This window comes from Sphingomonas sp. CFBP 13706, from assembly GCF_014842355.1.
Classification (GTDB): Bacteria; Pseudomonadota; Alphaproteobacteria; order Sphingomonadales; family Sphingomonadaceae; genus Sphingomonas; species Sphingomonas aerolata.
Map to the genome: position 1 here is coordinate 63,157 of NZ_JACYVM010000009.1, position 25,037 is coordinate 88,193.

Sequence of the window (25,037 nt, forward strand, 5' to 3'; positions counted from 1 at the left end):
CTGCCTATTTCACCAGATCGGGAATGCGTTCGAAGATGCTGACGGTGAAGTCGCTCAGCAGCCCGAGGATCAGGCTGCCGAAGATCATGATCGACACCGCGACGACGAGCAATTTGGGTACGAACGACAGCGTCTGTTCGTTGATCGACGTCGCCGCCTGGATCATGCCGAGGATCAGCCCCGCCAGCAGCGCGGGGATCAGGATCGGCGCGCTGGCGAGCGCGAGCACCCACATCGTCTGGTTGGCGATGGTCAGGAAATATTGCGCGTCCATGGCTTATAATGCTTCCGTTCGCCCTGAGCGAAGTCGAAGGGCCTGGGACTCATGTGCTTCGACTGCGCTCAGCACGAACGGGAGTGTGGGTGCATCCACCGGGTCAGGTCGCGAACGAGTTGGCGAGGCTGCCCATCGTCAGCGCCCAGCCGTCGACGAGCACGAACAGCAGCAGCTTGAACGGCATCGAGATGATCGTCGGCGACAGCATCGCCATGCCGAGCGACATCAGCACGGTCGCGACGACGAGATCGATGACGATGAACGGCAGGAAGATCAGGAAGCCGATCTGGAATGCGGTCTTGAGTTCCGAGGTGACGAACGCCGGGAGGAGCACGGAGAAGGGGATGTCGCGCGGCGACGCATAGGGGCCCGACTTCGCCATCTCGGCGAACATCGTGACGTCCTTGATCCGCGTCTGCTTGACCATGAACGCGTGGAGCGGGACGCCCGCGGTCGTGATCATCTGCGTCCCCGCGAGCTGGCCGGCGGCATAGGGCTGGATCGCGGTTGTGTTGATCTGGGTGATCGTCGGCGCCATGATGAAGAAGCTGAGGAACAGCGACAGGCCGAGCAGCACCTGGTTGGGCGGCGTCTGCTGCAAACCGAGCGCCTGGCGCAGGATCGCCAGCACGATGATGATCCGCGTGAAGCTGGTCATCATCAGCAGGATGCCCGGCAGAACCGTGAGCAGCCCCATGATGATGAGGACCTGCAGCGACAGCGACAGCGAGCCGCTCTGCCCGCTATTGCCCGCCGCCTGGCCGCCGAGCTGGCCGAGCGCGCGGTCGACCGCGTCGCCGACCGCCGGGCTGGCGGGGGCGGGGACGGCCTGCGCGAAGGCGGGCATGGCGAGGAACAGGGCGACCAGCAGCGCGAGGCCGACCCACAGCCACGCAGCGCCACGCGACTGCGTCCTGGCCTCTACAGCGGTAATCAGCGCCGGGCCCGACCCCTTGCGCGTAACGATCAGGCTCATGCGTCGACCTTGTCGATCAGGTGCACGCCGCCGCGACCGACCGAGACGAGCAGCCGCCGGCCCTCAAAATCGATCACCGCGAGGCGCAGGCCCGGCGAGATCATCATCGTTTCCTTGACGCCGATCAGCCGCGACGTGGGCTTGCCGGGCATCCGGCTCTCGAACTTGCGCCACAGCAGCAGACAGCCGACCATCAGCCCGCAGACGAGCGGCAGGAGGACGACGAGTTTCAGGATATAGGACCAGAGCATCGGATCAGCCGCGCGCCGCGAGCGACTTGTCGGGGCTGACCAGCTCGGTCATCCGCACCCCGAAGCGTTCGCCGACGGTGACGACCTCGCCGCGGCCGATCAGCGTGCCGTTGACGAACACGTCGAGCAGCTCGTTGGCCTGGCGATCGAGCTCGATCACGCTGCTCTCGCTCAGCGCGAGCAGTTCGCGCAGCGTCAGGCTGGTCGAGCCGATCTCGACGGTCAGCTTGACGTCGACGTCCTGCAGCAGCCGGAAATTGGCGGCCACGGCGGCGTCGACCGGAAAAGTACCGGCCATGTCGGTCATGCTGCGAATCCTTCGTCGATACGGGTAATGGAGGTGAGCTGGATGGCAGCGAAGCCGTTGGACGTGCCGACCGTGCCGCAGCCGAGTCGGTCGTTGCCGACCATCACGGGGACGTCGCCCGAGATCGTGATCGGGATCACGTCGCCGGGTTTCAGGTCCATCAGCATCTGGAGCGACACGACGGGTTCGGCGAGCACCGAGCGGATCGGGAAGCGGATGTTCATCGCCGCACGCGTCAGCTCGTTGCGCCAGGCCGGATCGGGCTCGGCGGTCTTGCCGAGCACCTTAGTGGTGAGCGACGGCGCGTGCGGCTTGAGCGCCGTGACCGGGTAGACGAGGTCGAGAAAGACCGGCTTGCCCGCCCCCGTCGCCAGTCCGAAGCGGGTGACGATCATCGCATCCTCGCCGTCGAGCTCGGCTATCATCGCCGGGTTCACCTCGACACGGGTCGGCTGGAACTCGAACCGCGCCATCGGCTCCCACGCGGTCTTGAGCGGGGTCGCGATCAGCTGGCCGATCCGCGCGATCATCGCCTCGCCCGCGGGCGAGAATTCGGCCGGCAGCACCGGTGGCACCGCGCCCGTCCCGCCGAAGAACAGGTCGAGCAGCTCGAGGATGAACCGCCCGTCCATCACGCACAGCGCCTGCGCGGCGCCCGGCGTCATCACCATCGGCAGCCAGGCGATCAGCCCGTCGCCGCGCTCCGCCCGGTAGTCGGCAAAACGCTGGACGACGAGTGGCTCGGCCCAGCTGCGCACTTCCTGGCGCAGCATCGGCTCGAACACGCCGCGCAGCGTCCGCGCGAACCGGGCGGACAGATGCTGCAGCGTGTGCAGGTCGCCGAAGGGATTGAGCTTGGCCGACCCCAGCATGCCCGAATGGGCCGCCTGGGGACGATCGCGCTCGCGCCGCTCGCGCATCGTCGTGTCTGGGGGGGCGTTAACCATGCCTCACTGAACGACGAAACTGGTAAAGTAAACGTTACCGATCCCCCCGAAACCTTCCTTCTGCTTGAGCGTCGCGTTGATCGCCTTGGCCAGTTCACCCTGCAATTTGCGCTTGCCCTGCGCGGTGAAGACCTCGTCTTCGGTCGCCTCGCCGAGCGCCATCAGGATCGCGGAGCGGACCGCGATCTCGTTGGTCTTGAGATGGTCGATGACGCTGTTGTCATAGGGCGTCGAGACGGCGACGCCGACCTGGATGAAATGCGCACTGTCCTGAAGGTTGGCGGTAAATTCCTTCTCCAGCGCGTAATAGGTCGACGCATAGCGGTCGTCGCCCTCGCCCGCAGGCGGCGCCATGCCGTGATTCTCGGGTGCGGCATCCTCGCCGCCGCCATGCCCGCCGCCTTCGCCGTCCCCTTCGGCCCCGGCGGACTTCTGCTCGCTTTTCGGAATGAGCTTGGGCTTGCCGTCATCGGCCGCGGCATGGCCGCCGTCGATCAGCCCCGCGCTCGAGGCATAGACACCGGCCCCCACGCCGCCGCCCACGAGGACGAGCAGCGCGACGCCGCCGATGATCATCTTGCCCATCTTCCCCTTCTTCTTGGGCACGGGGGCTTCGGTCTTGTCGCTCATCTAGGCAGTCCTTCGGGTCAGGCGAGTCGGGTGTCGGTGGGATCGGTATCGGCGGCGGTCGCGGTTCCGGCGCGGGGCCGCGCAGGCGCCGAAGGCTGGTGCGGCGTCGCAGTGCGCTGCTGCTGCTGCTGGCCGGCGCCGGTATCGACGTTGCTCTGCGTCAGCTTCATCCCGCGGGCATCGGCGAGTTCGGCCAGCCGCGGCTGCGCTTCCTGCAACAGGCTGCGCGTGGCGGCCTGTTCGGCGGCGAAATGCACATGCAGCGTGTCGCCGTCCTTGCGGACCGAAACGTCGATCGTGCCGAGCGCATCGGGGATCAAGCGGATCCGCGTGTCGGTCGCGTTGGCCGCATCGCGCAGGATATCGATCCGCTCGATCATCGCGCTCGGCCAGCGCTCCTGCCGCATGTCGAGCGGCGCTTGTGCGTCCGTGGTCGGGGCGAGCGCGTGAACGGTGCCGGCGGCGGTGAGCGGGGCGAGCAGCGTCGTGTCGTCCCGTAGGCGGGGCTCGTCACGGCGCTGCGCCGCCGCCTGGATCGCGGCGCCGAAGACCTGCGCGGCGGAGGCAACGGTGCCGGGTTGCGGCTGTGTGGCGGCGGCGGGCGGCAGCTGCACGACGAGGGTCACGGGTGGTGCGCCGTCGCGTGACGACCATTGCGGTGGCGGCGTGTCGGCGCTGGCGGAGTCCGCGGCAACTGCGGGCGGCAGTGCCGGAGCCTGAGCCGGCGTACCCGGCGCTGGCGAGGGCATGACCGTGCCATTGAAAGCGGCGGGCGGCGGCAAGGCTTCCCCTGCTGGCAGGCTGGGGGTGTCGGGAAGCGCGACCAGGCGGGTGCCCGACAGGATCGCGGCGGCGACCTGGAAATCGGAAGCCGCGGCAAATGTCGGGCGTGCGCCGGAAGGCGGCGGCGGGGAATTGCTGCTTGGCGTCTCATCGACGGCGGGCGTATCCGCCGTCGCTGGCGTGGCGATCCCGGACTGAAGAGCAGGAGGCTTCCTTCCGGCGTCGCGCGCAAACGCAGCGGCGGGTAGCGGCTCTGGCATCGTCGCGAGAGGGGAAGCCTGTCGCGCGCCTGGCATGTTCGACTTGGCGAACGCGTCTCCCGCCAACGTTGCCGTGCCGATACCAGCTTCTGGCAGCGTTGCCTGCGGTGCGGCGGGCGGCAGGACTTGGGGGGCATCGGCCACGACGGGCACGGCGGTCGGGGCTGCCCCCGGGATCGTCGCGTGTTCTGTCGGTGTGTCGTCGGTGGCGTCGAAATCGCGCGGACGTTTCGCCGTGGTCGGGCGTTCGGTACCGCGCAGGCCGATCCGGATGACGCGCTCCGACGGCGGCGGAAGCCGGTTTTCGACCGGTGCCGGGTCCGGGCCTTCGATCGGCACGTCGCCGCCTCCGCCGACCAGCGACGACGCAAGCGGCGATTTCACCGGCGTGAGCGCGGACGTGCCCAATGCGGCCGGCGCGAGCGCGGCCGCCGCTACGGACGCCGGTACTTCGGCGGTAATTTCCACTGTTGCCGCGACTAGCGGCGGGGGCGCCGCGACCGGCACTTGAACAAAGGCGACACCCGGCGACCAGAACGGCAGTGTTTCGGCCTCGGCGGCGGCATCCGGCAAGGGCTTGCCGCCGCTGACGGCCGGTTGCCGGTCGGTGAAATCGGCCGGTGCGACGTCGGCCACCAGCCCGGTGTCGAGCAGCGCAGCCAGCGTGCCGCCGAAATCACCCGCGGACTCACCGCCCGCCACGCGTGGCGCGGCCGTAAGGGCGAGGCCAGGAGGGGAGGCAAGCGCGGGCAGGATCATGCAATCTCTCGAATAGGGCGGTGTCAGCCCGTACTCAGCAAGGATCGTGCCGGATTTTCCTGAAGGCCGGTGCCTCCTCGAGCGCGCGCAGCTCACGGATGACTGCATCGGCCTGCGCACGCGCGATGAGTTTTTCGACCGCGCTCTGGTCGCGCTGAGCGGCGCGGGTCGCATCGGTGGCACGCGCGACCTGATATTCCGCCGACCGGACGCGCTCGACCGCGGCGTCGGCGGACTGTTGCAGGCGTTCGCGGTAATGCGCCGACGCCCCCAGCGAGACCGCGACCGCAGTCTGCGGCACGGGCGCGACGGCGGCGGCCAGGCTGGAGATGCGCGTCGACAAGGCCTGTTCGCTCGCGGCCTTGTCGTGCGCGCGGGCTTCGTCGGCGCGGGTCAGGCCGAGCTGCAAGGTCCGGACGCGGTGGATCCGTGCCAGCGTCTTGGCGCGGGCGTCAGCCACCGAAGACACCGACCAGCTCGGCAACGGCATCGCCCAGCGACACCTTCTCGTCCGAATCCTGGCGGATATACTCCATGATCGCACCGTGGCAGGCGATCGCATTGTCGATCGCCGGGTCGGCACCCGCACGATAGGCGCCCATCAGCACGAGGTCGCGATTCTCCTCATAGGTCGCCAGATTGCGGCGCAGCACACGCGCGGCCCTGACATGCGGCGCGTCGGCGATGTCGGTCATCACGCGGCTGACCGAGGGGCCGATGTCGATCGCCGGATAGACGCCGCGCTCGGCCAGCTGGCGGCTCAGCACGATATGCCCGTCGAGGATCGAGCGCGCCGAATCGACGACCGGGTCGTTGCCGTCATCGCCGTCCGCCAGCACGGTATAGATCGCGGTGATCGACCCGCCGGTGTGGACGTCGACGCCAGCGCGCTCGATCAGGTTCGGCAGCATCGCGATGGCGGATGGCGGATAGCCCCGTGCGGAGGCGGGTTCGCCGAGCGCGAGGCCGATCTCACGGCCGGCATGCGCGACGCGGGTCAGCGAATCCATGATCAGCAGGACCTTCTTGCCCTCGTCGCGAAACCCTTCGGCGATCGCGGTGGCGCGCAGCGCGCCGCGGATGCGGAGCACGGGCGAATGGTTGGCGGGCACCGCGACGACGACCGAGCGCGCGCGGGCGGCACCGGCGACCTTGGTCTCGAGGAAATCGGCGACCTCGCGGCTGCGTTCGCCGATCAGCCCGATGACGATCACGTCGGCCTGCGCGGCGCGGACGATCATGCCGAGCAGCACCGACTTGCCGACGCCCGACCCCGCCATGATGCCGACGCGCTGACCCTGGCCGATTGTCAGCAGGCCGTTGATCGCGCGCACCCCCACGTCCATCGGCTGAAGCACGCGGCCACGGTCGAGCGGCGACTGGAGCTTGCCCGCAAGCGGCCAGCGGCCGGCCCCGCGGATCGGACCGAGGCCGTCGATCGGCTTGCCCGCGCCGTCGACGACGCGACCGAGCAGCGCTGCGCCGACCTCGGCCTCGCCTGGAGGGCCGATCGGCTTGACCGGCGCGCGCGGCAGGAGCGCGGCGGGACCACCGAGATTCATCATCAGCGTACGCCCGTTGCGAAAGCCGATCACCTCCGCCTCGACGCTCGCGCTGCCCTCACCGACCTTGCACACGGTGCCGACGGGCAGGGTCAGCCCGACCGCCTCCATCAGCAGCCCGTCGAACGAGGCGAGTCGACCCGACACTCTGGGGGCCGCGACGAAATCGGCGTTGGCGAGCGTTTCGAGATAATCGGCGGTGAAGCGGTTCAGCACTCAGGCGGCTTTCGCGGGAACCGCGACGCGGTCGATCGCGCTCGCGAGCTGGTCGAGCCACATGGCGGGGCCGTCCTCGACGATCGTCGACGCGCTTTCGAGCACGAAACTGCCGCGGGCGACATTGGGGTCGCCGGCGGCAAAGATCGACTTGGGCAGCGTGCCTTCGATCAGCGCGACGTCGTCGGGATGCAGGCGCAGCAACGCGGCCTCGGCGGAATCGGCGAGCAGTTCGGTCGCGGATTCGATCCGTCCGGCGAGCAGCTCTGGCGAGATGCCGATCTCGCCGACCAGCTTGCCGACCAGCAGCAGGACGGTCTGGCGAAGCTGCGTCGCGACCCGGTCGCGGTCGAGCCGGTCGGTGGCGAGCGCGGCGGCGAGCGAGGCGAGCAGCGCCTGGTCGCGCGCGGCATTCCCCTGTGCCACCGCGGCTGCGGCGGCGAGGCCCTCGGCATAGCCGGCGGCATGCGCGGCGGCGAGCGGATCGAGAAAGCTCTCGGTCTCGCTGGCGGGATCGAGCGGATCCCAGCCCTCGGTCGGATTGCTGTCCTTGTCGGCGGGACTGAAATGCTTCGGCCCGGTGGCCGGCGCGGTCGGGGCCGACGTGGGCGTGGGCGTGGCACCCTGCGGCGCGAACCCGGTCGCCCGGCGCGGCGCGGCGGCGACACGATCGCGGATATCGGCCGCCGCAAAGCCCATCGGCGGCGCGAAGGCGTGCGCGAGCAGCTGCGCCGCGGTGTCGTGGCGCGCGGCGAAACCCGCGACGAAACCGGATGCCCCGACAAACTTAGACATAATCGTCCTCGCCTCCGCCCATCATGATCGTGCCGTCCTTGGCGAGCCCGCGCGCGGTCGCGATCATCGCCTTCTGCGCCTCGAGCACCTCGGCGAGCCGCATCGGTCCGCGCGACTCCATCTCGTCGCGAATGCCGTCGGCGGCGCGCGCCGACATGCAGCCGAGGAAGCGGTTGCGCACCGCCTCGTCGACGCCCTTGAGCGCCTTGGTGAGGATCTCGCCATCGACGTTGCGGATCAGCGTGCCCAGATTCTTGTCGTCGAGCTCGAGCAGATTGTCGAACACGAACATCGCCTCCTCGATCGCCTTGGCGACGTCGCGGTCGATCTTGAACAATTTGGGCATGACGCGCTGTTCGGTCGCCTTGCGCGCGCCCGACAGGATCTTGGCCGCCTCGCGGGTGCCGCCCAGCGTCACGCCCTGGCCGCTCGACCCGGTGCCGGTGCGGTTGGCGAGCAGCGTGCGCAGCGTGTCGACCGCCTCGGGCGTGATCGGTCCCAGCCGGGCGATGCGGTGGAGGATGTCGGGCTGGACCGCATCGGGCATCAGTTCGAGCACCTGGCCGCCGACTGACGCGTCGAGATTGGCGATCAGCACCGCGGCGATCTGCGGATGCTCCTTCTCGATCATCGCGGCGATCTCGCTCGCATCGAGCCAGTCGAGCAGTTCGAGCTCGCACGCCGCCTCGGCCGGGGTGATCCGCGCGAGCACGCTCTCGGCCTTTTCACGGCCGAGCGCGCGGTTCATCACCGCCTCGATCTTGGGACGGGGGTCGAAGCCGATCGTGGTGCGCTCGCGTGCGCGGTCGACGAAATCGTCGAGCACCGTCTCGACCTCCTGCTCGGAGACATCGGCGACCTTGAACATCGCCGCGCCGAGCTGACGGACCTCTTCCGGGTCGAGCTTCTGCAGGATCGCGGCGGCTTCGTCCTCGCCCACCAGCATCATCAGCACGGCGGCACGTTCCACGCCGGTATAGGTGCGCAAGCCCTCCATCAGCGTGCGTCCGCCTTGATCATGTCGCGCACGGCGAGCGCGGCGCGGGTCGGATTGTCGCGAGTGAAGCCGCGGACCGCGCCGACCCGCTCGTCATAGCCGCGCGAGCTTTCGAGCTGGTCGAGACTGACCGGGGGGACGACGACCGGACCGGTCAGGGCCTCGGCGCCCTCGCCCTCGGCACCCTCGATCGTCTGGCCGAAGGCGGGCCGCGGCGTCGCGTCCTCGCGCTTCTTCATCAGCGCCTTGGCGATCGGGCGCACGCCGAGCAGCAGGACGAGCAGCGCGATGACGATCGCGGTTCCGTTGCGCGCGAGTACCGGCAGCCACGCATTGTCGTACCAGGCGGGGCCGGTATCGGCGGCGGCATCGGCGCCGGCGAACTTGCGGCTGATCACCGTCACATTGTCGTTGCGCGTCTGGTCGAAGCCGACCGCGCTCTTTACCAGGTCGGTGATCTGGTTGATCTCCATCGCGGTACGGCGCGTCTTGTCGGGATCGCGGAGCAGCACCGCGACCGACAGACGCTTGACGCTGCCCGGGGTGGCGCGGGTCACCGACACTTCGCGGCCAAGGTCATAGGCGCGCTGATACTGGTCGGACTGCTTCATCGCGTCGGGGGCGGGGCCACCGGCGACGGGCTGCGGCATGCCGGGATTGCCGGTTGCGGGCTGCGGCGCCTGCAGCGTGCTGGCGGCGGGCGGCGTGTTGCTGAGCGCGCCGGGGATGCCCCCCGGGGTCGCGGCGCCGTCCTTCTGGTTGCCGGTCCAGTTGCCCGTCTCGGCGCGCAGCACGCCCTGCTTGTCATAGCTTTCGCGCGTCGCCTGGGTCTCGTCGAGATTGACGTCGGCCTGAACCTCGGCGGTGAAGTTGCCGGCCCCCACCAGCGGGGTCAGCAGCTGGATCAGCTGGGTGCGGTACTTGTCCTCGACGCGACGCTGGATCTCGATCCGCTTGTCGCCCGCCGCACCGACGCCGTCGACGCCGCCCGGCTTGGTCAGCAGCGCGCCCATCTGGTCGACGATCGTCACCGAATCGGGCTTCATGCCGGGTACCGACGATGCGACGAGGTTGATGATCGAGGCGACCTGTGCGTCGCTCAAGGACCGGCCACCCTGCAGCTTCAGGATCACCGAGGCCGAGGGCGCGGCATTGTCGCGGACGAACACCGAGGCTTCGGGCGTCGCGAGATGCACGCGCGCCTCGGCGACCGCGTCGATCTCCTCGATCGACCGGGCGAGCTCGGATTCGCGCGCCTGACGCAGGCGTTCGCCCTCCACAGCGCGGCTGACGCCCATCGGCAGCTGGTCGAGGATCGCGTAACCACCGGGTGCCGCCTTGGGCAGGCCCTGGCCGGCGAGCAGCATCCGCGCGCGCGAATAATCCTCCTCGGCAACCGTCAGCGAACCCGTCGAATCGTCGATCCGGCTCTTGATGTTTGCGGTCGTCAGCGCGGAGGTGACCGCGGCCTTGTCGGCATCGGGCAGGTTGTTGAACAGCGTTTTCTGCGTCGGCGAGGACAGCGTCATCCACGCGAGCGCGGCGGCGGCGATCAGGCCGATCATCAGCACCATCGGCAGCGAGCGGCGTACCGCGGGCTGCGCGAAGGCGGACTTTATCTGTTTGAGCGGGTTGGCGAATTTCTCGGGGAGGCCATTGGCCGACGAAGCGGGGATGAGGGCAGTGCTCATATCATTACACCGGCATGCTCATGATGTCCTTGTAGGCGGACAGGAGTTTGTTGCGGACCTGCAGCGTCGCCTCGAACCCGACCGACGCCTGCTGGCGCGCGAGCATCACTTTGGCGATGTCGACGGTCTCGCCGCGCTCATAGCTTTCGCTAAGCTTGGCGGCCTGGGTCTGGCCCTCGTTCACGCTCTTCAGCGCGGTTTCCATCGTGTCGCCAAAGCTGACGGGTTTCGTCTCGGTCGGCGCGATGGTCGGGGCGGTCTGGCTGGCACGCGCGAGTGCCTGGTTGCGCTCGAGGATCTGCGAGCGCAGCGCCATGACGCGGTCGACGCTCATCGCGCCGCCGCCGATTCCGCTCACGCCGCTCATGCCGACATCACCCGGGCGAAGTCCTCACCCTGTTCGCGCGCCTTGGCGAGGCGATAGCGCAGCGTGCGTTCCGAGATGCCGAGCCGGCGCGCGGTCTCGATCCGGCTGCCGCCGCATGCTTTCAGCGTCTCGCGGATCGCGGCGAACTCGCTCATCTGGACGATGGTACCCAGCGTGTCGGTCGGCGTTTCGGCGGGCGTCTCGGCAACGGGCACGAGCGGTTCGGCGATGGGCGCGACGACCGGCGCGGGGCGCGCGGCGAAGGTCATCGTCACCGGGCGATCGAACAGGATATGGCTCGCCTCGATCGTGTCGCCGCCGCAGAACAGCAGCGCGCGCTGGATCACGTTCTCGAGCTCGCGGACATTGCCCGGCCAGTCGTGCAGCATCAGCGCCTCGATCGCCGCGCGCGACGGCCAGGGAATGACGTTGCGGTTGCCGGCATGACGCAGGATCATCGTCGCGGCGAGCGCAGGGATATCCTGCGGCCGCTCGGCGAGCGACTTGGTGGTCAGCGGGAACACCGCGAGCCGGTAATAGAGATCGGCGCGGAACCGGCCGGCGGCGACCTCGCCCTGCAAGTCGCGATTGGCGCAGGCGATGACGCGGACGTCGATCGGCTGCGGCACGGTCGCGCCGAGCGGCACGACCTCGCGCTCCTGCAGCACGCGCAGCAGCTTGGCTTGAAGCGTCAGCGGCATCTCGGCGATCTCGTCGAGCAGGATCGTGCCGCCGTTCGCGGCGCGGAAAAAGCCCTCGCCGCCCGACGATGCGCCGGTGAACGCGCCCTTCTGGTGGCCGAACAGCATCGCCTCGAGCATCGATTCGGGGAGGGCGGCGCAGTTGATCGCGATGAACGGGCCGTCCTTGCGCGGCGAGCCATTGTGGATCGCGCGGGCGAGCACTTCCTTGCCGGTACCGGTCGGGCCGTTGATCAGCACGGTGATGTCGGCGGCGGCGACGCGCTCGGCCAGTGCGAGCAGCGCGAGCGATTCGGGGTCGGCGGCGGTCGGCATGTCGGGCCCGCCGATCAGCGCGCGGGCAAAGCCGTTGCCGACCGCGGTATCCTCGGCGGCAAAGCCGATCCGCGCGGGCGCGCCGCTGCGCGACGGGGTGACGCTGCGGCCTTCGGAGCCGATCACGACGGTGCGCGCGGGGTAGGCGACGGGCTCGCCCTCGGCGACGAGGAACAGGTCGTTCGCGCCCGGCTGTGCGGTGTCGAGCGATCCGATCCCGAAGCCCTGCGCACGCAGGGACGAGACGAGCGCATATTTGCGCGCCGTGACGGCGGCGGATGGAAAGATCGAGCGCATGAAGTCCCCCTGTGACGATTCGGGAATGCGGCCTTGAGGGTAAAGGCGCGGTTAAATCGTGCCGCGTCGCGGCAAACTATTTCCGGGCGCGTTCGCGCGCGCGTGTACGGGAGCGCGCCACGCCGGTGCGCGAGGGGCGGATTTTTTTCCCTAAAGCCCGGCGCGGGGCGGCCGTTACCCATCCTGACGGCTCGGTCCTTCGCCACGGGGGCGGCGGGGTAGCCGGCGAAATGGAGATGAATCATGAGTGTTATTGCGACGAACGTCTCGGCACTGCGCGCCGCCAATGCCTCGACCAGCGCGTCGAACATGCTGTCGACCGCGATGGAGCGCCTGTCGACCGGCAAGCGAATCAACTCGGCCAAGGACGATGCGGCCGGTCTCGCCATCTCGACCTCGATGACGGCGCAAGTCCGCGGCATGAACCAGGGCATTCGCAACGCGAACGACGGCATCTCGATGGCGCAGACCGCCGAAGGCGCACTCGACGAAGTCACCAACATGCTGCAGCGCGTTCGTGAGCTCGCCGTGCAGTCGTCGAGCGGCACCTACAGCGCCGAGGACAAGACCAACATCCAGGCCGAAGTCACGGCGCTGACCAAGCAGATCACGAGCACGCTCGCGAACACCGAATTCAACGGCAACAAGCTGTTCGACGCTACTACCGGAACCCTTGGCGTCGTAACGATCCAGGCTGGCGCCAACGCCGATGACAAGGTTGATCTGACGCTGACCAAGCTGACCGACAATGCAACGATCACTGCGGCGACGCAGCTCAACCTGGGGACCGCAACGGACAACAGCGCGATTGCTACTGTCGATGCGGCTTTGGACACCATCACGACCGCACGCGCCGGTCTTGGTGCAGGCCAGAACCAGCTCCAGTCGGCGGTCAACAACCTGACGTCCAACTCGACGAACTTGTCGGATGCAAAGAGCCGCATCGAGGACGCCGATTTCTCGGCCGAGACGACCGCGCTCGCCAAGGCACAGATCCTGAGCCAGGCGTCGACCGCGATGCTCGCACAGGCGAACCAGAGCCAGCAGGGCGTGCTGAAGCTGCTTCAGTAATCCGATCCCGGCGCCGGCACCGCCCCCCTTATGGGTGTCGGCGCCAGTCGGATCGCCCCCCGGTAACGGGGCGCAGCGAACCCCGGTGGCCTCATGGCCGCCGGGGTTTTGTGCATTAGGATGACAGCGGGTTGGCTGGGCGCGCGGGTTGGCTTGCGCTATTTTCGCGATGGCGATCGGAGAGGCGGCGCGCATCCGCGCGGCGGCGGGATGATTCGCGGGCAACACATCATCCGCACGGTTCATACGCTCTATCGTCCCCCTGGCGGGGGAGGATGAGGGGTACGTCAGACCTTGCGGGCGAGTGCGCGTTTCAGTTTCGCATGCGCGGACGCCTTGATCTGGCAGACGCGGGCGGCGCCGATGTCGAAGACCGCGCCGATCTCCTCGAGGTTCATCTCCTCGACATAATAAAGCTGGATCACCTGCGCCTCGCGTTCGGGCAGCGCGGTGATCGCCGCGATCAGCGCGTCGCGCAGGTCGTTGTCGGCGAGCTGTTCGAACGCGTCGGGGGTGTCGTCGGCGAACCACGGCATGTCGTCGGCATAGACCTCGTCGATCGAATCGAACCGGATCGCGTCCGCGGTCACATAGTCGCTGCGCAGCTTGTCGATGCTGACGCCGATATGCTGGGCGATCATGGCGTCTCCGGGGGCCTTGCCCGTCTGGGCGGTGAGCGTGGAAATGGCGTCGGCATATTGCCGGCGGCGGCGCATCGCGCCGCGCGTCGTCGTTGCCTGGCGCCGCAGTTCATCGATCATCGCGCCACGCAGGCGGGTCGCGACATAGGCCTTGAACGGCGTACCGCGCTCCTCGAACCCTGCCGCGGCCTCGACCAGCGCGACGAGCCCGACCTGCACCAGATCCTCGACCTCGACGATGCTGCTCATGCTGCCGTGGACGTGCCAAGCGATCCGGCGGACCATCGCGAGATGCTGTTTGACGAGCTGGTCGGGGTCGCCGCTGGGGCGTTGCTGGGGACGATAGGTGAGGGGCCCCGTCGGAATTTCGCCGGCGCGCGCGGGGCGGGCCTTGTCGAACGCCGCGGTCATCGGTTCGGCGCTCATGCGGCCAGTGCCTGCTGCGGTGCGCCGATGACCGCGACGACCTCGACCGCCTTGTCCTCGGGCACTTCAAAGAACGACATCACCGGTGTGTCGGGCAGGCAGGTGCGGACCAGCTTGCGGATCGCGAGGCGGATCGCGGGCTGGACGACGAGTGCGAACGGCTTGGCCTCGGCGATCAGCGGCTGCGCGGCGTTCTGCAACGCCTCGACGATGCGGCGGCCGAGATCGGGTTCGATGACATGGCGGCGCGACTGGTCGGCGCGCATCGCCTGGCCGAGCAGCCCTTCGAGATGCCCCTCGAGCGTCATCACGCGGAGCGGCTCGCGCATCCCGCACAGCTTCTGGATGATCAGCGCGCCGAGACGCGGGCGGATCAGTTCGATGATCTCCTCGGCATCCTGGCTGCGCTGCGCTGCGACCGCGATCGCGGCGGCGATGCTGCGGAATTCCTTCAGCGGGATGTTCTCGGCGAGCAGGCCCTTCAGGACCTGGGTCAACGTGGTGATCGGGATCGGCGCGAGCGCGGTGACGAGTTGCGCCGCGCGCTCCTTCAGCCCGTCGAGCAGCGCCTGGACCTCGTCGGGGCCGAGCAGATCGGACGCGGTCTGGCCGAGCAGGTGATTGAGATGCGTCGCGACCACCGTGCCGGGATCGACGACGAGATAGCCAGCCCCGGTCGCCGCATCCGCGTCCGCGGTCGAGATCCAGGTCGCGTCGAGCCCGAAGGTCGGATCCTTGGTGGTCTTGCCGATCAGCGAGCCGAACGCCTGGCCGGTGTCGAGCGCGAGCATGTCGTCGGGCGACACGGTGTCCTCACCGACGACGACGCCGTTGACGATGATGCGGTAGACATAGGGGGCGAGGTTGATGTCGTCGCGGACGCGGACCTGCGGCACGACGAAGCCCAGCTCCTTCGACAGCTGGCGACGGACGCCGGTGATGCGGCCCATCAGCGGCGATCCGCGGCGGTCGTCGACCAGCGGCACGAGGCCGTAGCCGATGTCGAGATTGACCTGCATGCCGTCGGTAACCTCGTCCCAGCCGATCTTCGACTGGTCGATCGCCTCGACGGGGGCGATGACGACGGGGGCGGGGCGACGCTCGATCTGGCGCAGCTTCCAGGCTGCAAACCCGGCTATCGCGGCGGCGGGCAGGATCACCATGTGCGGCATGCCGGGCAGGACACCGAGCAGCGCGAGGATGACCGCGACCGGCGTCCAGGTGCGCGGGGATCCGAACTGGCCGCCGATCTGGCCGGCGAGATCCTTGTCCGAGGTGACGCGCGTGACGATCGACGCCGCGGCGATCGACAGCATCAGCGAGGGCAGCTGTGCGACGAGCGCGTCGCCGATCGCGAGTAGGATGTAATTGTGCGCGGCATCCGCGATCGACATGCCGTGGCTGACGGGCCCGAGGATCAGGCCGCCGATGATGTTGGCGGCGAGGATCAGCATGGCAGCGACCGCGTCGCCCTTCACGAACTTCGACGAGCCATCCATCGAGCCGTAGAAATCGGCCTCGGTCGACACCTCGATACGGCGCGCCTTCGCCTCGTCGGGGGTGATCAGCCCGGCGTTCAGATCGGCGTCGATCGCCATTTGCTTGCCCGGCAGTGCGTCGAGCGTGAAGCGCGCGCTGACTTCGGAGACGCGGCCCGCACCCTTGGTGACGACGATCATGTTGATGATCATCAGGATCGCGAAGACGAAGATGCCGACGACGTAATCGCCGCCGATCAGGAAGGTGCCGAACGCCTCGATGACGTGACCCGCCGCGCTCTCGCCCTCATGACCGTGGACGAGCACGATGCGCGTCGAGGCGACGTTGAGGCCGAGGCGGAAGAGCGTGGCGAACAGCAGCACGGTCGGGAAGGCGGAGAAGTCGAGCGGCTTCTGCGCGTTGAGCGCGACCATCAGCACGGCAAGGCTGATCGCGATGTTCGCGACGAAGAAGATGTCGAGCATGAATGCCGGGATCGGCACGACCATGACGAGCACGAGCATCAGGATCGCGAGCGGCAGGACCGATGCACGGGCGTTGGAGAGCAGGCGGTTCATGGCTTAGCCACCCATCTTGGCGAGCATGAGATAGGCGAGCCGCGCGGTGTCGGGCGTCGGCCGCAACAGGCTGGCCGAGGTCTGGCCCGCATTGAAGCCGGCGTTCCGGGTGCCGAACCGGCCCATCGTCGACGTCGCCCAGGCGAGCGCGTCCTCGGCGCTTTCATTGTTGCCGGTGACGACCGTGCTGCCGTCCATGTCGAGCGCCTGTGCGGCGAACTGGACCGAGCCGGTCGTGGCCGAACCGGTCGCGCCCGCGGCGGCGGCGCCGAGCTTCGTCGAGAACCGCTCGTAGATTGCCGACAGCGAGCGCGGCGTACCGTTGGACTCGTAGAAGACGCCGCGATTGGCGCGCGCGGCGGAAGGGAACAGCGCGGCGCCGCTCGCGTCGGGATTGGCCTGCATCGTCGTCAGGAACTTCGACGCGCCGCCGAGCCCCAGGAAATGCGCCATGTACAGATCGGTGCCGGTCGCGGTGCGGCCAAGCTTGCCCTCGAGCGCGTCCTTGTTGTCCGACGCATGTTCGGCCGCCATCATCGAGGCGGCGGCGGGATCGTTGCGCAGCGCGAGAATCGCCTGACGCGTGCCCGCGTCCGCAACGCCCAGATGCCCGCCCGAGGACTGGCCGATGCTGTCGGCTGCCCAGCCCAGGCCGTGCTCCGCGCCGTGCTTCTTGACGACCGCGAGCCAGCTCTGTTCGATGAACTGGTACAGACCCGACGCGCTCGACGTGCCCGCCTTGGCATTGGCGTTAAGCCCGCTCTCGAGCTTCGCCTGGCCGAGCAGATAGTCGAAATCCACGCCCGTCTTGCTGCTCGCAAGCGCGATCGCGGACTGGATCCGGCCGGTAGTGATAGGATTGACGGTCATCCCGCGAGTAATGTCCCTGTTTCAGGACACTACACAGCAAGGGGCGTGCCAGATCTTGCCCGGCCGCGCGGATCAGGCGTAGGCCGCACCCATGCGCGGGCGATAGCCGGCAATGCCGCCCTCGCCGGTCAAGGTTTGCAGGCGGCGGCGGACATTTGCCGCCATCAGGTTGGTATAGATGCGGCAGGTTTCATTGAGGCGGTTCGCCTCGTCCGCCAGCTCGCGCAGTTCGGGACCGGCGGGACCGGTGCCGAGCGTTGCGACCGCATTGATGCCGTCGAGCTTCTGCGAGGTCGCGCGTTCCAGCCCGGCCACGTCGTTGGACTTCAGCGCCGCGATCTCGGCATGCAGCGCGTCGATCACGCGCACCAGGGCGTCACGCCGGGTCATTCGGTGCCCATTCCAGTTTGAAGGCGAGGAGCCGGTCGGCGATCGTCGCGGGCAGGATCGGGAAGGTGCCGTTGGCGACCGCCTTCTTGACCGCGGCCACGCGCGCTTCGTTGATCGGGGCGGCGGCGGCCATCGTCCGCGCGAGCGCGATCGACGAGGTTGCCGAAGGTTCGGCCTCGACCGCACGGTCGGGCGCCTGCGCCAGGGGCTGGGCGGACGGCTGAACGGGCGTCGTCGCGGCGATGCGCGCGATGCTGCGCTCGCCTCCCGTCAACGGCTTCGAGCCGATCGATTCCACCATGTCTGCACCCTCTGGTTCTTGCTGACAGAGGGAGAAACGGCCGGCGCGCGAAAAGCTTTAACAAAATTAATTCGTCCAGCCGGGCAGGGTCGCGCGGCCGCTGGCGACCGCGATCGCCTGGACCGGCGTGCGGGTGTCGTCGACCTTGACCATGAAGCGTGCGCCGGGGGCGGCATCCGCCAGCGCGACGCCCTCGCGACTGATCGAAAAGCCGTCGGTGCCAGCCTCGATCACGATCGGATCGCCGCGGCGGATGACGGGGGCGGCCTTCACGACCGGGGCATAGGCCGCACGGGTCGTGGCGGGCGTCGCGCCGGGGGCCGAGGCCGGGCGTATGACGGGGACGAAAATGCGCCAGGCGGGGCCGGCACAGGCGACGACCACCGCGTCATGCGCTTCGGTCCGCCACGACATCGCGACGGTCGGGCACGTCGCGAGCCGCAACCGCGAATCGACCGTCGTCCGCGCGCCACCCTCGGCACCGATCGGCCGGCCGGTGAATGCCGAGACCGCGCGATCGAGTGCGGCGATATCCTGGAAGCCGGCGGACGGCGCACCGGCAGCGATCATCAACAGGGCGAGCATCATGAGGGGGTCCTTGGCGGTTCGCCGACAAAGGCTTGGGTGACGATGGCGGCGCGGCGGCCGGTGGTCGGCGAGGTCGCGAGCGTCACGCGGCCGGGGGCGACATGGGCGATCGCGGCCGCGACCGCGCGCGCACGGTCCGAGGCGAGGATCGCCGCGCTGCGCGTGACGGAGTCGACATCGCCGCGCGAGCCGTCGACCGATCCGGTGACGGTCAGCTGGACGCGCGGGTCCTGCACCGCGTCGCGCGCCCATGTCGCCAGCGTCTCGGGTGACGTCGGCAGCACAGCCGAGCCGACCGTGAAGTCGAGCATTCCGGCCGCCGCAACGGGCAGGGCCGTGGGTTGGGCCACTGCACGTGGCGCGGAAGGGGCGAGCGATCTCGGCCGCGCTGTGTCGACGGTTGGCGTTACGGAGGCGCCGAAACCCTCGCGCAACCCGGCCGCCAGCGCGCGGGGCGCGAGCGGACGGGTACCTGCGGTCTGCGTGGCCTGCAGGAGCACGAAGAAGCCGACGAGCAGCAGCGCGAGGTCGGCGAGCGTGATCAGCCAGAGCGGACGCCCGGGCTGCGGCTCGGGATAATCACCGACCGTCATGCGACGCTCATCAACGGTGCGCGTGGGGCCTCGCGCGCGGCGAGCGCGACCAGTGGCGCCTCGATCCGGGCACGTTCGAACGCCTCGTTGCGGCCTTGCGCGCGCAGGCGGTTGGCGACCGGCATGAAGACGAGGTTGGCGAGCAGCGCGCCATAGAGCGTCGCGAGCAGCGCGATAGCCATCGCGCCGCCGATCGCGGTCGGATCGCTCATCGTCGCGAACATTTGGGCGAGCCCGATCAGCGTGCCGACCATGCCCATCGCGGGCGCGAGTTCGGCGGCGCCTGCCCAGACCTCGGCGGCGGCGACGTGGCGTTCGATCCGCGCATGGCGGCGATGCCGGATCAGCAGTGCCACGTCGCTGGCGGTCGCGCCGTCGACGATCGCCGCGATACCGGCGGCGATGTCGGGATCGGCGATGACCGTGCGGTCGAGCGCCATCGCACCGTGGCGCTGGGCGATGCGGCCGAGCGCGACGATCTGCTGGAGCAGCGCACCGCCGTCGAGCCGGGCGCGGCCGAGCGTCTTCAGCGCCGCGATCGCGCGGACCAGATCGCGCAGCGGTGTCCGCAAGGCGACGCCGAGGATCGTGCCGCCGCCGACGATGGCGAGGGCAGCAGGGTCGAGCAGATGGGCGAGCGTGATCATGTCCCGCAAATCGTTGCAAGGGCCGGGCCAGTTCGCGATCCCCCGGTGAGCGGGACTCGCGCGGGCCGGTGGTTTGCCGGCTGCGCGACCGGTCGGCACCACGCCTGCCGGAACGATTGCCGCCACGTCTGCCGGGGCGGCAAGGCGTTGCCGGCCGGGTTGCCGCGCGCTTGCCGCCGGGCGGCAAAGCGGCATCATCCGGTCGGCGAGCGCCAACTGGCACGGCCATTGCTTCGGAAGGCGTGCGCAATTCAGCGCGGGAGTTCGGTCCAGTGTCAGGTGACTCGCTGTTCGGCGTTCATGGTGCGGCCCTCGAGGTGCGATCGCAGCGCATGGGGGTGCTCGCGTCGAACATCGCCAATGCCTCCACCCCCGGCTTCAAGGCGCGCGACATCGACTTCAAGTCGGCGCTCGCGTCGCTCGAGACGGATGGCGCGGGCGGGATCGACGCGGCGACCAAGTATCGCGTGCCGACGCAGACCTCGATGGACGGCAACACCGTCGAGTTGAACCAGGAGCAGACCGCGTTCGCCGAGAATGCGGTGCAGTACCAGACCACGCTGTCGTTCCTGAACGGGCGGATCAGCCAGGTCACCCGCGCGCTGAAGGGGGACTAAGCGATGGCCAATGCGCCGATGACGATTTTCCAGGTCGCGGGCCGCGCGATGTCCGCGCAGCTGTTGCGGATGAACACCACCGCGTCGAACCTTGCCAATGCGGGCGGCGTCGCCGGCTCCGCGGAGGCTGCGTACAAGACGATGAAGCCGGTGTTCCGCACCAGCTTCGACGCCGCCAGCGGGATGTCGACGGTCGATGTCGAGAAGGTCGTCACCGCCGGCGAGGCCCCCGCCAAGCGCTACGATCCGAACAACCCGATGGCCGACAAGGATGGCAACATCTTCGAGGCGGCGGTCGATGAAACCCGCGAGCTGGTCGACATGATGGAGACCGCGCGCAGCTACCAGAACAATGTCGAGGTGATGCAGACTGCGAAGTCGCTGATCATCGATACCCTCAAGCTAGGCCGCTGATCATGGCAAGTTCCTTCGACTCCACGCTTTCGAACCTCGGCATTACGCGCGCGACGACCGCCGCGACGACGACCACGGCATCCAATTCGACGACTCTTAACCAGTCGGATTTCCTGAAGCTGATGACCGCGCAGATGCAGAACCAGGACCCGTTCAACCCGGTCGACAACACCCAGATGGTCGCACAGATGGCGCAGTTCTCGAGCCTCGCCGGTATTTCCGAGATGAGCACGACGATGAAGTCGATTGCCGACAAGCTGAACGTGACCAGCGCGAGCGATGCGATGGCCTATGTCGGCAAGACCGTGCTGACCGCAGGCGACACGGCCTATGGTCGGACCAGCGGCGGGCTGGCCGGCGGGATCGAGCTCGGCGCAGCGGCGAGCAACGTCAACGTCACGATCACCGATGCCAATGGCGGCGTGCTGAAGACCATGTCGCTCGGCAGCGCCGACAAGGGCACCGTGAACTACGACTGGGACGGCAAGACCGCGACCGGCGAGGATGCCGGGACGGGGCCGTTCAAGGTCATCGTCAACGCTCAGAATAATGGCACGACCGTTGCATCACAGAACCTTGTCTGGGCGCCGGTTCAGTCGGTTTCGACGACGACCGGTGCCGCCATCCTCACGCTACCGGGCCTCGGTGAGGTCCCCGTCACCGCGGTTCGCCAGATCGGCTGATCGCCCGCTGCTTGCCAGAATTCCAGGAGTAACCCGATGTCCTTCTATACCTCGCTTTCCGGCCTCCAGGCCTCGCAGACCGAAATGTCGACGATCTCGCACAACCTCGCGAACGTCTCGACCAACGGGTTCAAGAAGAGCCGCACCGAATTCGCCGACGTGATCGCGTCTAGCGTGTCGCTGAACCCCGCGCAGCAGATCGGCTCGGGCACCGTGGTGCAGGGCAATCGGCAGCAGTTCAGCCAGGGCAACCTCATCCAGTCGGCCAACGCGCTCGATCTCGCCGTGTCGGGCGACGGCTTCTTCGTGGTGAAGCCGAGCACGACGTCGCTCAACGTCAACTACACGCGCAATGGCGGCTTCCTGGTCGATGCCGATCGCTATGTGGTCGATTCGAACGGCAGCCATTTGCAGGTCTATCCGGTCGACGGGTCGGGCAAGGTCGTCGCATCGGGGCTCGATTCCGCGGTCAGTCTTCAGCTTCCCGCGACCAGCGGCAAGGCGGTTCCGACCGCGAACGTATCGATGTCGCTGAACCTCAGCGCCAATGCGGCGATCCCGGCGACGACGACGTTCGACCGGTTCGACCCGACCAGCTACAACCAGTCGGCGCAGACGACGATCTATGATGCGAGCGGCAATGCGCAGACGCTGACCAATTACTTCAAGCGCACGACGACGCCCGATGCCGCCAACGGCAATACGAGCAGCTGGGAAGTGTTCAGCTATGTCGGCGACAAGCCGATGACCACCAACGGTGCGGCAAGCGTCGAGCTGGACTTCGACACTACCGGCAAGCTGACCGCGCCGACCACTGCGGTCGCGTTCGACCCGTTCACCACTGCAGGCAGCAGCACGACGCAGCAGTTCGGCTTCACCTTCGGGCTCGACACCACGCAATTGGCATCGGCGTTCAACGTCGCCGCGCGCGCGCAGGACGGCAAGGCGGTCGGCCAGATCCAGGGCGTGACGATCGACGAGTCCGGCATCGTCAAGGCGAGCTTCTCGAACGGCGACACCCAGGCGCTCGGTCAGGTGATGCTCGCCAACTTCTCGAACCCCGAGGGTCTGCGCCAGCTCGGCAGCAGCTACTGGTCGGCGACGGGCATCTCGGGCGAGGCCAAGCTCGGCATCGCGGACGTCAACGGCTTCGGCAAGCTGATGTCGGGGACGATCGAGCGGTCGAACGTCGACATCACCGAAGAGCTCGTCTCGCTGATCGCGGCACAGCGCAATTTCCAGGCGAACTCGAAGGCCTTGGATACCGCGAGCCAGATCTCGCAGACCATCTTCAACATCCGCAGCTGATCCAGGGCGCGGACGGAGAACCCTGAATGGACAAGCTGGTCTACACCGCGGCGACGGGACTGCGCGCGCACATGGCGGCGCAGTCGGCGATCGCCAACAACATGGCGAACGCGTCGACCACCGGATTTCGCGCCGACCGCGTGGTGTTCGACCGGATCGACCTGAAGGGTGGCGGCCAGCAGTTCGAGGCGCGTGCGCCGACGTCGGAGGAAGTGACCGACGCCGACCGCGCGCCGGGGGCGATCCAGACCACGGGCCGGCCACTCGACGTCGCGGTCACCGGCGCGACCGCATGGCTTGCGGTGCAGGCCTCGGACGGCTCCGAAGCCTATACGCGGCGCGGCGACCTCGAGATCGCGCCGTCGGGCGTGCTCCAGACCGGCGACGGTTTTCCGGTGATGGGATCGGGCGGGCCGATCACGATCCCGCCCTATGACACGCTGTCGATCGCCGGCGACGGGACGATCTCGATCGTGCCGCAGGGTGGCGATGCGAATGCGCCGCAGGTGATCGACAAGCTGAAGCTGGCCGACACCAAGGGGTCGGACACGGTCAAGGGGCTCGACAATCTGCTGCGTGTGCGCGGTGGCGGCGTGCTGCCCGAGGATCTCGATGCGAAGGTGCAGGGCGGGGCGATCGAGGGATCGAACGTCAACATGACGCAGGCGCTGGTCGACATGATCGAGAATCAGCGCAGCTACGAGGTCCAGGCCAACATGCTGAAGTCCGCCAAGGACATGGATGAAAGCGGTGCATCACTGATGCGCCTGCCGAGCTAAGGAAGGATTAGGCCATGAGCAGTTCCGCCATGCATATCGCGCGTACCGGGCTCGACGCCCAGGATACGCGCATGCGGGTCATTTCGAACAACCTCGCCAACGTCAACACGACGGGGTTCAAGAAGGATCGCGCCGCGTTCGAGACGCTGGCGTACCAGGTCGTGACCGCGCCGGGCGCGCAGTCGACGTCGGAGACCAAATACGCGACCGGGCTCAACCTCGGCACCGGCGTCCGGATCCAGGGCACGGCGCGGATCGATACGCAGGGGTCGATGCAGACGACGGGCAACAGCCTCGACCTCGCGCTCGACGGCGACGGCTATTTCCAGGTGCAGATGCCCGGCGGCACGCTCGGCTACACCCGCGCGGGCAATTTCTCGCGCAGCCCCGAAGGGCTGATGGTGACCAGCGAGGGTTATCAGGTGATGCCCGGCATCACCGTGCCCGAGGGGACGACCAACATCACGATCGGCCAGGACGGTACCGTCTCGGCGACGATCCCCGGCCAGTCGGAAGCGCAGCAGATCGGCCAGATCCAGGTCGCAAGCTTCGCCAATGGTGCCGGGCTCCAGGCAACCGGCGACAATTACCTGGTCGAGACCGCCGCGTCGGGCGCCGCCAATCTGGGCGTTGCCGGGCAGGATGGCCGCGGTCGCGTGCGGCAGGGGATGCTCGAGGCGTCGAACGTCAACGTCGTCGAGGAGCTGGTCGACATGATCGAGACTCAGCGTGCGTATGAGGTCAATTCGAAGATGATCTCGGCGACCGACGACATGCTGAAATACGTCAACCAGAACATCTGATCGCAGGGCGCATCATGGCATTTCCGATCCCCACGCGCGCGCCGATCGCGCTCCTCGCGATTGTCGCCGGCACGCTCGCGCCGCTGTCGGCGCAGGCCAGGCTGTTCGGCAAGAAGGCGCCGCCCGAGGACTTCACCGTCGCACGGCCGCTGCCCGTGCCGGTGGCGTCGCCCGCGACCGGATCGATCTTCCAGGCGCAGGACGGCTATGCCGCGCTGTACGAGGGCTGGCGGGCGCGCAAGGTCGGCGACCCACTGACGATCGTGCTGGTCGAGCGCACCGCCGCGTCGAAATCCTCGGGCTCGAAGCTCGACAGCAGCGGCTCGGCGAGCATCACCCCGCCGACGACGGGCGCTCTGAACCTGTTCAACCGCGCCGATGCGACGATCAGCGGCGGGCGCAACTTCAGCGGCGCGGGCGCCGCCGACCAGGCGAACTCGCTGTCGGGCGAAGTCAGCGTGACGGTCGCCGAAGTCTATCCCAACGGCACGATGCTGGTGCAGGGGCAGAAGCGCGTGACGCTCAACCGCGGCGACGAGTTCCTCAAGATCAAGGGGCTGGTGCGCACCGCCGATGTTGACCGCGACAACCGCGTGCTGTCGACGCGGGTCGCCGATGCGCAGATCTCGTACACCGGCAAGGGCGATGTCGCCCGTGCCGGCCGCCAGGGGTGGCTCAGCCGCTTCTTCTCCGTTGTCAGCCCTTTCTGAGGCCGTGA

30 protein-coding genes are annotated in these 25,037 nt (G+C 68.3%); 8 read left to right on the forward strand and 22 right to left on the reverse strand.

What is annotated here, in order from left to right; all coding sequences use genetic code 11:
• Window positions 1-4: 4 nt before the first annotated feature.
• The 14 genes from fliQ to IFS44_RS15650 all read right to left on the reverse strand — a co-directional run bounded on the left by fliQ (window position 5) and on the right by IFS44_RS15650 (window position 12,131).
• The gene (fliQ, locus tag IFS44_RS15585; RefSeq protein WP_031395965.1) at window positions 5-274 is read right to left on the reverse strand and encodes a flagellar biosynthesis protein FliQ; all 270 of its coding nucleotides are present in this window, start codon (window positions 272-274) and stop codon (window positions 5-7) included.
• A 103-nt stretch (window positions 275-377) separates the two neighbouring features.
• Window positions 378-1,253, reverse strand: a complete 876-nt coding sequence (gene fliP / locus IFS44_RS15590) for a flagellar type III secretion system pore protein FliP (protein WP_037528688.1) — start codon at window positions 1,251-1,253, stop codon at window positions 378-380.
• Window positions 1,250-1,504: a flagellar biosynthetic protein FliO gene (locus IFS44_RS15595; protein WP_192099139.1), complete on the reverse strand. Its 255-nt coding sequence runs from the start codon at window positions 1,502-1,504 to the stop codon at window positions 1,250-1,252. Before IFS44_RS15595 ends, fliP begins: the two co-directional genes overlap by 4 nt.
• 4 nt (window positions 1,505-1,508) lie before the next feature.
• Window positions 1,509-1,811 (reverse strand): flagellar motor switch protein FliN, encoded by a 303-nt coding sequence (fliN, locus tag IFS44_RS15600; protein ID WP_031394024.1) that lies wholly within the window; start codon window positions 1,809-1,811, stop codon window positions 1,509-1,511.
• Window positions 1,808-2,758, reverse strand: coding sequence for a flagellar motor switch protein FliM (locus tag IFS44_RS15605; RefSeq protein WP_031441299.1), 951 nt, complete (start codon window positions 2,756-2,758; stop codon window positions 1,808-1,810). Before IFS44_RS15605 ends, fliN begins: the two co-directional genes overlap by 4 nt.
• Window positions 2,759-2,761: 3 nt before the next feature.
• Window positions 2,762-3,388 carry a flagellar basal body-associated FliL family protein gene (locus IFS44_RS15610; RefSeq protein ID WP_192099140.1) on the reverse strand — a complete coding sequence of 209 codons (627 nt, stop codon included), beginning with the start codon at window positions 3,386-3,388 and terminating at the stop codon, window positions 2,762-2,764.
• Window positions 3,389-3,405: 17 nt separating this feature from the next.
• Window positions 3,406-5,190, reverse strand: coding sequence for a flagellar hook-length control protein FliK (locus tag IFS44_RS15615; protein ID WP_192099141.1), 1,785 nt, complete (start codon window positions 5,188-5,190; stop codon window positions 3,406-3,408).
• Window positions 5,191-5,224: 34 nt separating this feature from the next.
• Window positions 5,225-5,650: a hypothetical protein gene (locus tag IFS44_RS15620; protein ID WP_342366448.1), complete on the reverse strand. Its 426-nt coding sequence runs from the start codon at window positions 5,648-5,650 to the stop codon at window positions 5,225-5,227.
• Window positions 5,643-6,968, reverse strand: coding sequence for a FliI/YscN family ATPase (locus IFS44_RS15625; RefSeq protein ID WP_192099143.1), 1,326 nt, complete (start codon window positions 6,966-6,968; stop codon window positions 5,643-5,645). The genes IFS44_RS15620 and IFS44_RS15625 overlap by 8 nt, the downstream gene beginning before the upstream one ends.
• Entirely contained in the window at window positions 6,969-7,763 is a 795-nt protein-coding gene (locus tag IFS44_RS15630; RefSeq protein WP_192099144.1) for a FliH/SctL family protein, read from the reverse strand.
• Window positions 7,756-8,760: a flagellar motor switch protein FliG gene (gene fliG / locus IFS44_RS15635; RefSeq protein ID WP_031394705.1), complete on the reverse strand. Its 1,005-nt coding sequence runs from the start codon at window positions 8,758-8,760 to the stop codon at window positions 7,756-7,758. Before fliG ends, IFS44_RS15630 begins: the two co-directional genes overlap by 8 nt.
• Entirely contained in the window at window positions 8,760-10,451 is a 1,692-nt protein-coding gene (gene fliF, locus IFS44_RS15640) for a flagellar basal-body MS-ring/collar protein FliF (RefSeq protein ID WP_192099145.1), read from the reverse strand. Before fliF ends, fliG begins: the two co-directional genes overlap by 1 nt.
• Window positions 10,452-10,455: 4 nt before the next feature.
• A complete protein-coding gene (gene fliE, locus IFS44_RS15645; protein WP_037530804.1) occupies window positions 10,456-10,818 on the reverse strand; it encodes a flagellar hook-basal body complex protein FliE in 363 nt (120 codons plus the stop codon).
• Complete coding sequence (locus IFS44_RS15650; protein WP_192099146.1) at window positions 10,815-12,131, reverse strand: sigma-54 interaction domain-containing protein; 1,317 nt, start codon at window positions 12,129-12,131, stop codon at window positions 10,815-10,817. The genes fliE and IFS44_RS15650 overlap by 4 nt, the downstream gene beginning before the upstream one ends.
• Window positions 12,132-12,374: 243 nt before the next feature.
• On the opposite strand from IFS44_RS15650, the gene IFS44_RS15655 reads away from it, so the two are divergent.
• On the forward strand, window positions 12,375-13,202 hold the full coding sequence (locus IFS44_RS15655; protein WP_192099147.1) for a flagellin N-terminal helical domain-containing protein: 828 nt from the start codon (window positions 12,375-12,377) through the stop codon (window positions 13,200-13,202).
• A 287-nt stretch (window positions 13,203-13,489) separates the two neighbouring features.
• On the opposite strand, the gene IFS44_RS15660 is transcribed toward IFS44_RS15655, so the two are convergent.
• From IFS44_RS15660 to IFS44_RS15695, 8 genes are all read right to left on the reverse strand, one after another.
• A complete protein-coding gene (locus tag IFS44_RS15660) occupies window positions 13,490-14,269 on the reverse strand; it encodes a FliA/WhiG family RNA polymerase sigma factor (protein ID WP_192099148.1) in 780 nt (259 codons plus the stop codon).
• Window positions 14,266-16,326, reverse strand: a complete 2,061-nt coding sequence (gene flhA / locus IFS44_RS15665; protein WP_056672994.1) for a flagellar biosynthesis protein FlhA — start codon at window positions 16,324-16,326, stop codon at window positions 14,266-14,268. The genes IFS44_RS15660 and flhA overlap by 4 nt, the downstream gene beginning before the upstream one ends.
• A 3-nt stretch (window positions 16,327-16,329) precedes the next feature.
• Window positions 16,330-17,196 carry a lytic transglycosylase domain-containing protein gene (locus IFS44_RS15670; protein WP_166746670.1) on the reverse strand — a complete coding sequence of 289 codons (867 nt, stop codon included), beginning with the start codon at window positions 17,194-17,196 and terminating at the stop codon, window positions 16,330-16,332.
• Between the two features lie 72 nt (window positions 17,197-17,268).
• Complete coding sequence (locus IFS44_RS15675) at window positions 17,269-17,586, reverse strand: flagellar protein FlgN (RefSeq protein WP_107931248.1); 318 nt, start codon at window positions 17,584-17,586, stop codon at window positions 17,269-17,271.
• Complete coding sequence (flgM, locus tag IFS44_RS15680; RefSeq protein WP_107931250.1) at window positions 17,573-17,887, reverse strand: flagellar biosynthesis anti-sigma factor FlgM; 315 nt, start codon at window positions 17,885-17,887, stop codon at window positions 17,573-17,575. Before flgM ends, IFS44_RS15675 begins: the two co-directional genes overlap by 14 nt.
• 66 nt (window positions 17,888-17,953) lie before the next feature.
• Entirely contained in the window at window positions 17,954-18,475 is a 522-nt protein-coding gene (locus IFS44_RS15685; RefSeq protein ID WP_320481756.1) for a flagella basal body P-ring formation protein FlgA, read from the reverse strand.
• Complete coding sequence (locus IFS44_RS15690; RefSeq protein ID WP_192099149.1) at window positions 18,472-19,068, reverse strand: flagellar motor protein MotB; 597 nt, start codon at window positions 19,066-19,068, stop codon at window positions 18,472-18,474. Before IFS44_RS15690 ends, IFS44_RS15685 begins: the two co-directional genes overlap by 4 nt.
• Window positions 19,065-19,715: a motility protein A gene (locus IFS44_RS15695; protein ID WP_192099150.1), complete on the reverse strand. Its 651-nt coding sequence runs from the start codon at window positions 19,713-19,715 to the stop codon at window positions 19,065-19,067. Before IFS44_RS15695 ends, IFS44_RS15690 begins: the two co-directional genes overlap by 4 nt.
• A 272-nt stretch (window positions 19,716-19,987) precedes the next feature.
• On the opposite strand from IFS44_RS15695, the gene IFS44_RS15700 reads away from it, so the two are divergent.
• The 7 genes from IFS44_RS15700 to IFS44_RS15730 are packed head-to-tail and all read left to right on the forward strand — an operon-like array spanning window position 19,988 to window position 25,029.
• On the forward strand, window positions 19,988-20,332 hold the full coding sequence (locus IFS44_RS15700) for a flagellar basal body rod protein FlgB (protein WP_031440256.1): 345 nt from the start codon (window positions 19,988-19,990) through the stop codon (window positions 20,330-20,332).
• 3 nt (window positions 20,333-20,335) lie between these two features.
• A complete protein-coding gene (gene flgC, locus IFS44_RS15705; RefSeq protein ID WP_031394680.1) occupies window positions 20,336-20,746 on the forward strand; it encodes a flagellar basal body rod protein FlgC in 411 nt (136 codons plus the stop codon).
• A 2-nt stretch (window positions 20,747-20,748) separates the two neighbouring features.
• Window positions 20,749-21,429, forward strand: coding sequence for a flagellar hook assembly protein FlgD (locus IFS44_RS15710; RefSeq protein WP_031394681.1), 681 nt, complete (start codon window positions 20,749-20,751; stop codon window positions 21,427-21,429).
• Between the two features lie 36 nt (window positions 21,430-21,465).
• Window positions 21,466-22,737 (forward strand): flagellar hook protein FlgE, encoded by a 1,272-nt coding sequence (locus IFS44_RS15715; protein ID WP_192099151.1) that lies wholly within the window; start codon window positions 21,466-21,468, stop codon window positions 22,735-22,737.
• A gap of 26 nt (window positions 22,738-22,763) precedes the next feature.
• Entirely contained in the window at window positions 22,764-23,516 is a 753-nt protein-coding gene (locus IFS44_RS15720) for a flagellar basal body rod protein FlgF (RefSeq protein WP_031394683.1), read from the forward strand.
• Between the two features lie 14 nt (window positions 23,517-23,530).
• The gene (gene flgG, locus IFS44_RS15725) at window positions 23,531-24,319 is read left to right on the forward strand and encodes a flagellar basal-body rod protein FlgG (RefSeq protein WP_031394684.1); all 789 of its coding nucleotides are present in this window, start codon (window positions 23,531-23,533) and stop codon (window positions 24,317-24,319) included.
• Between the two features lie 14 nt (window positions 24,320-24,333).
• Window positions 24,334-25,029: a flagellar basal body L-ring protein FlgH gene (locus tag IFS44_RS15730; RefSeq protein WP_192099152.1), complete on the forward strand. Its 696-nt coding sequence runs from the start codon at window positions 24,334-24,336 to the stop codon at window positions 25,027-25,029.
• The last annotated feature ends 8 nt before the right edge of the window (window positions 25,030-25,037 follow it).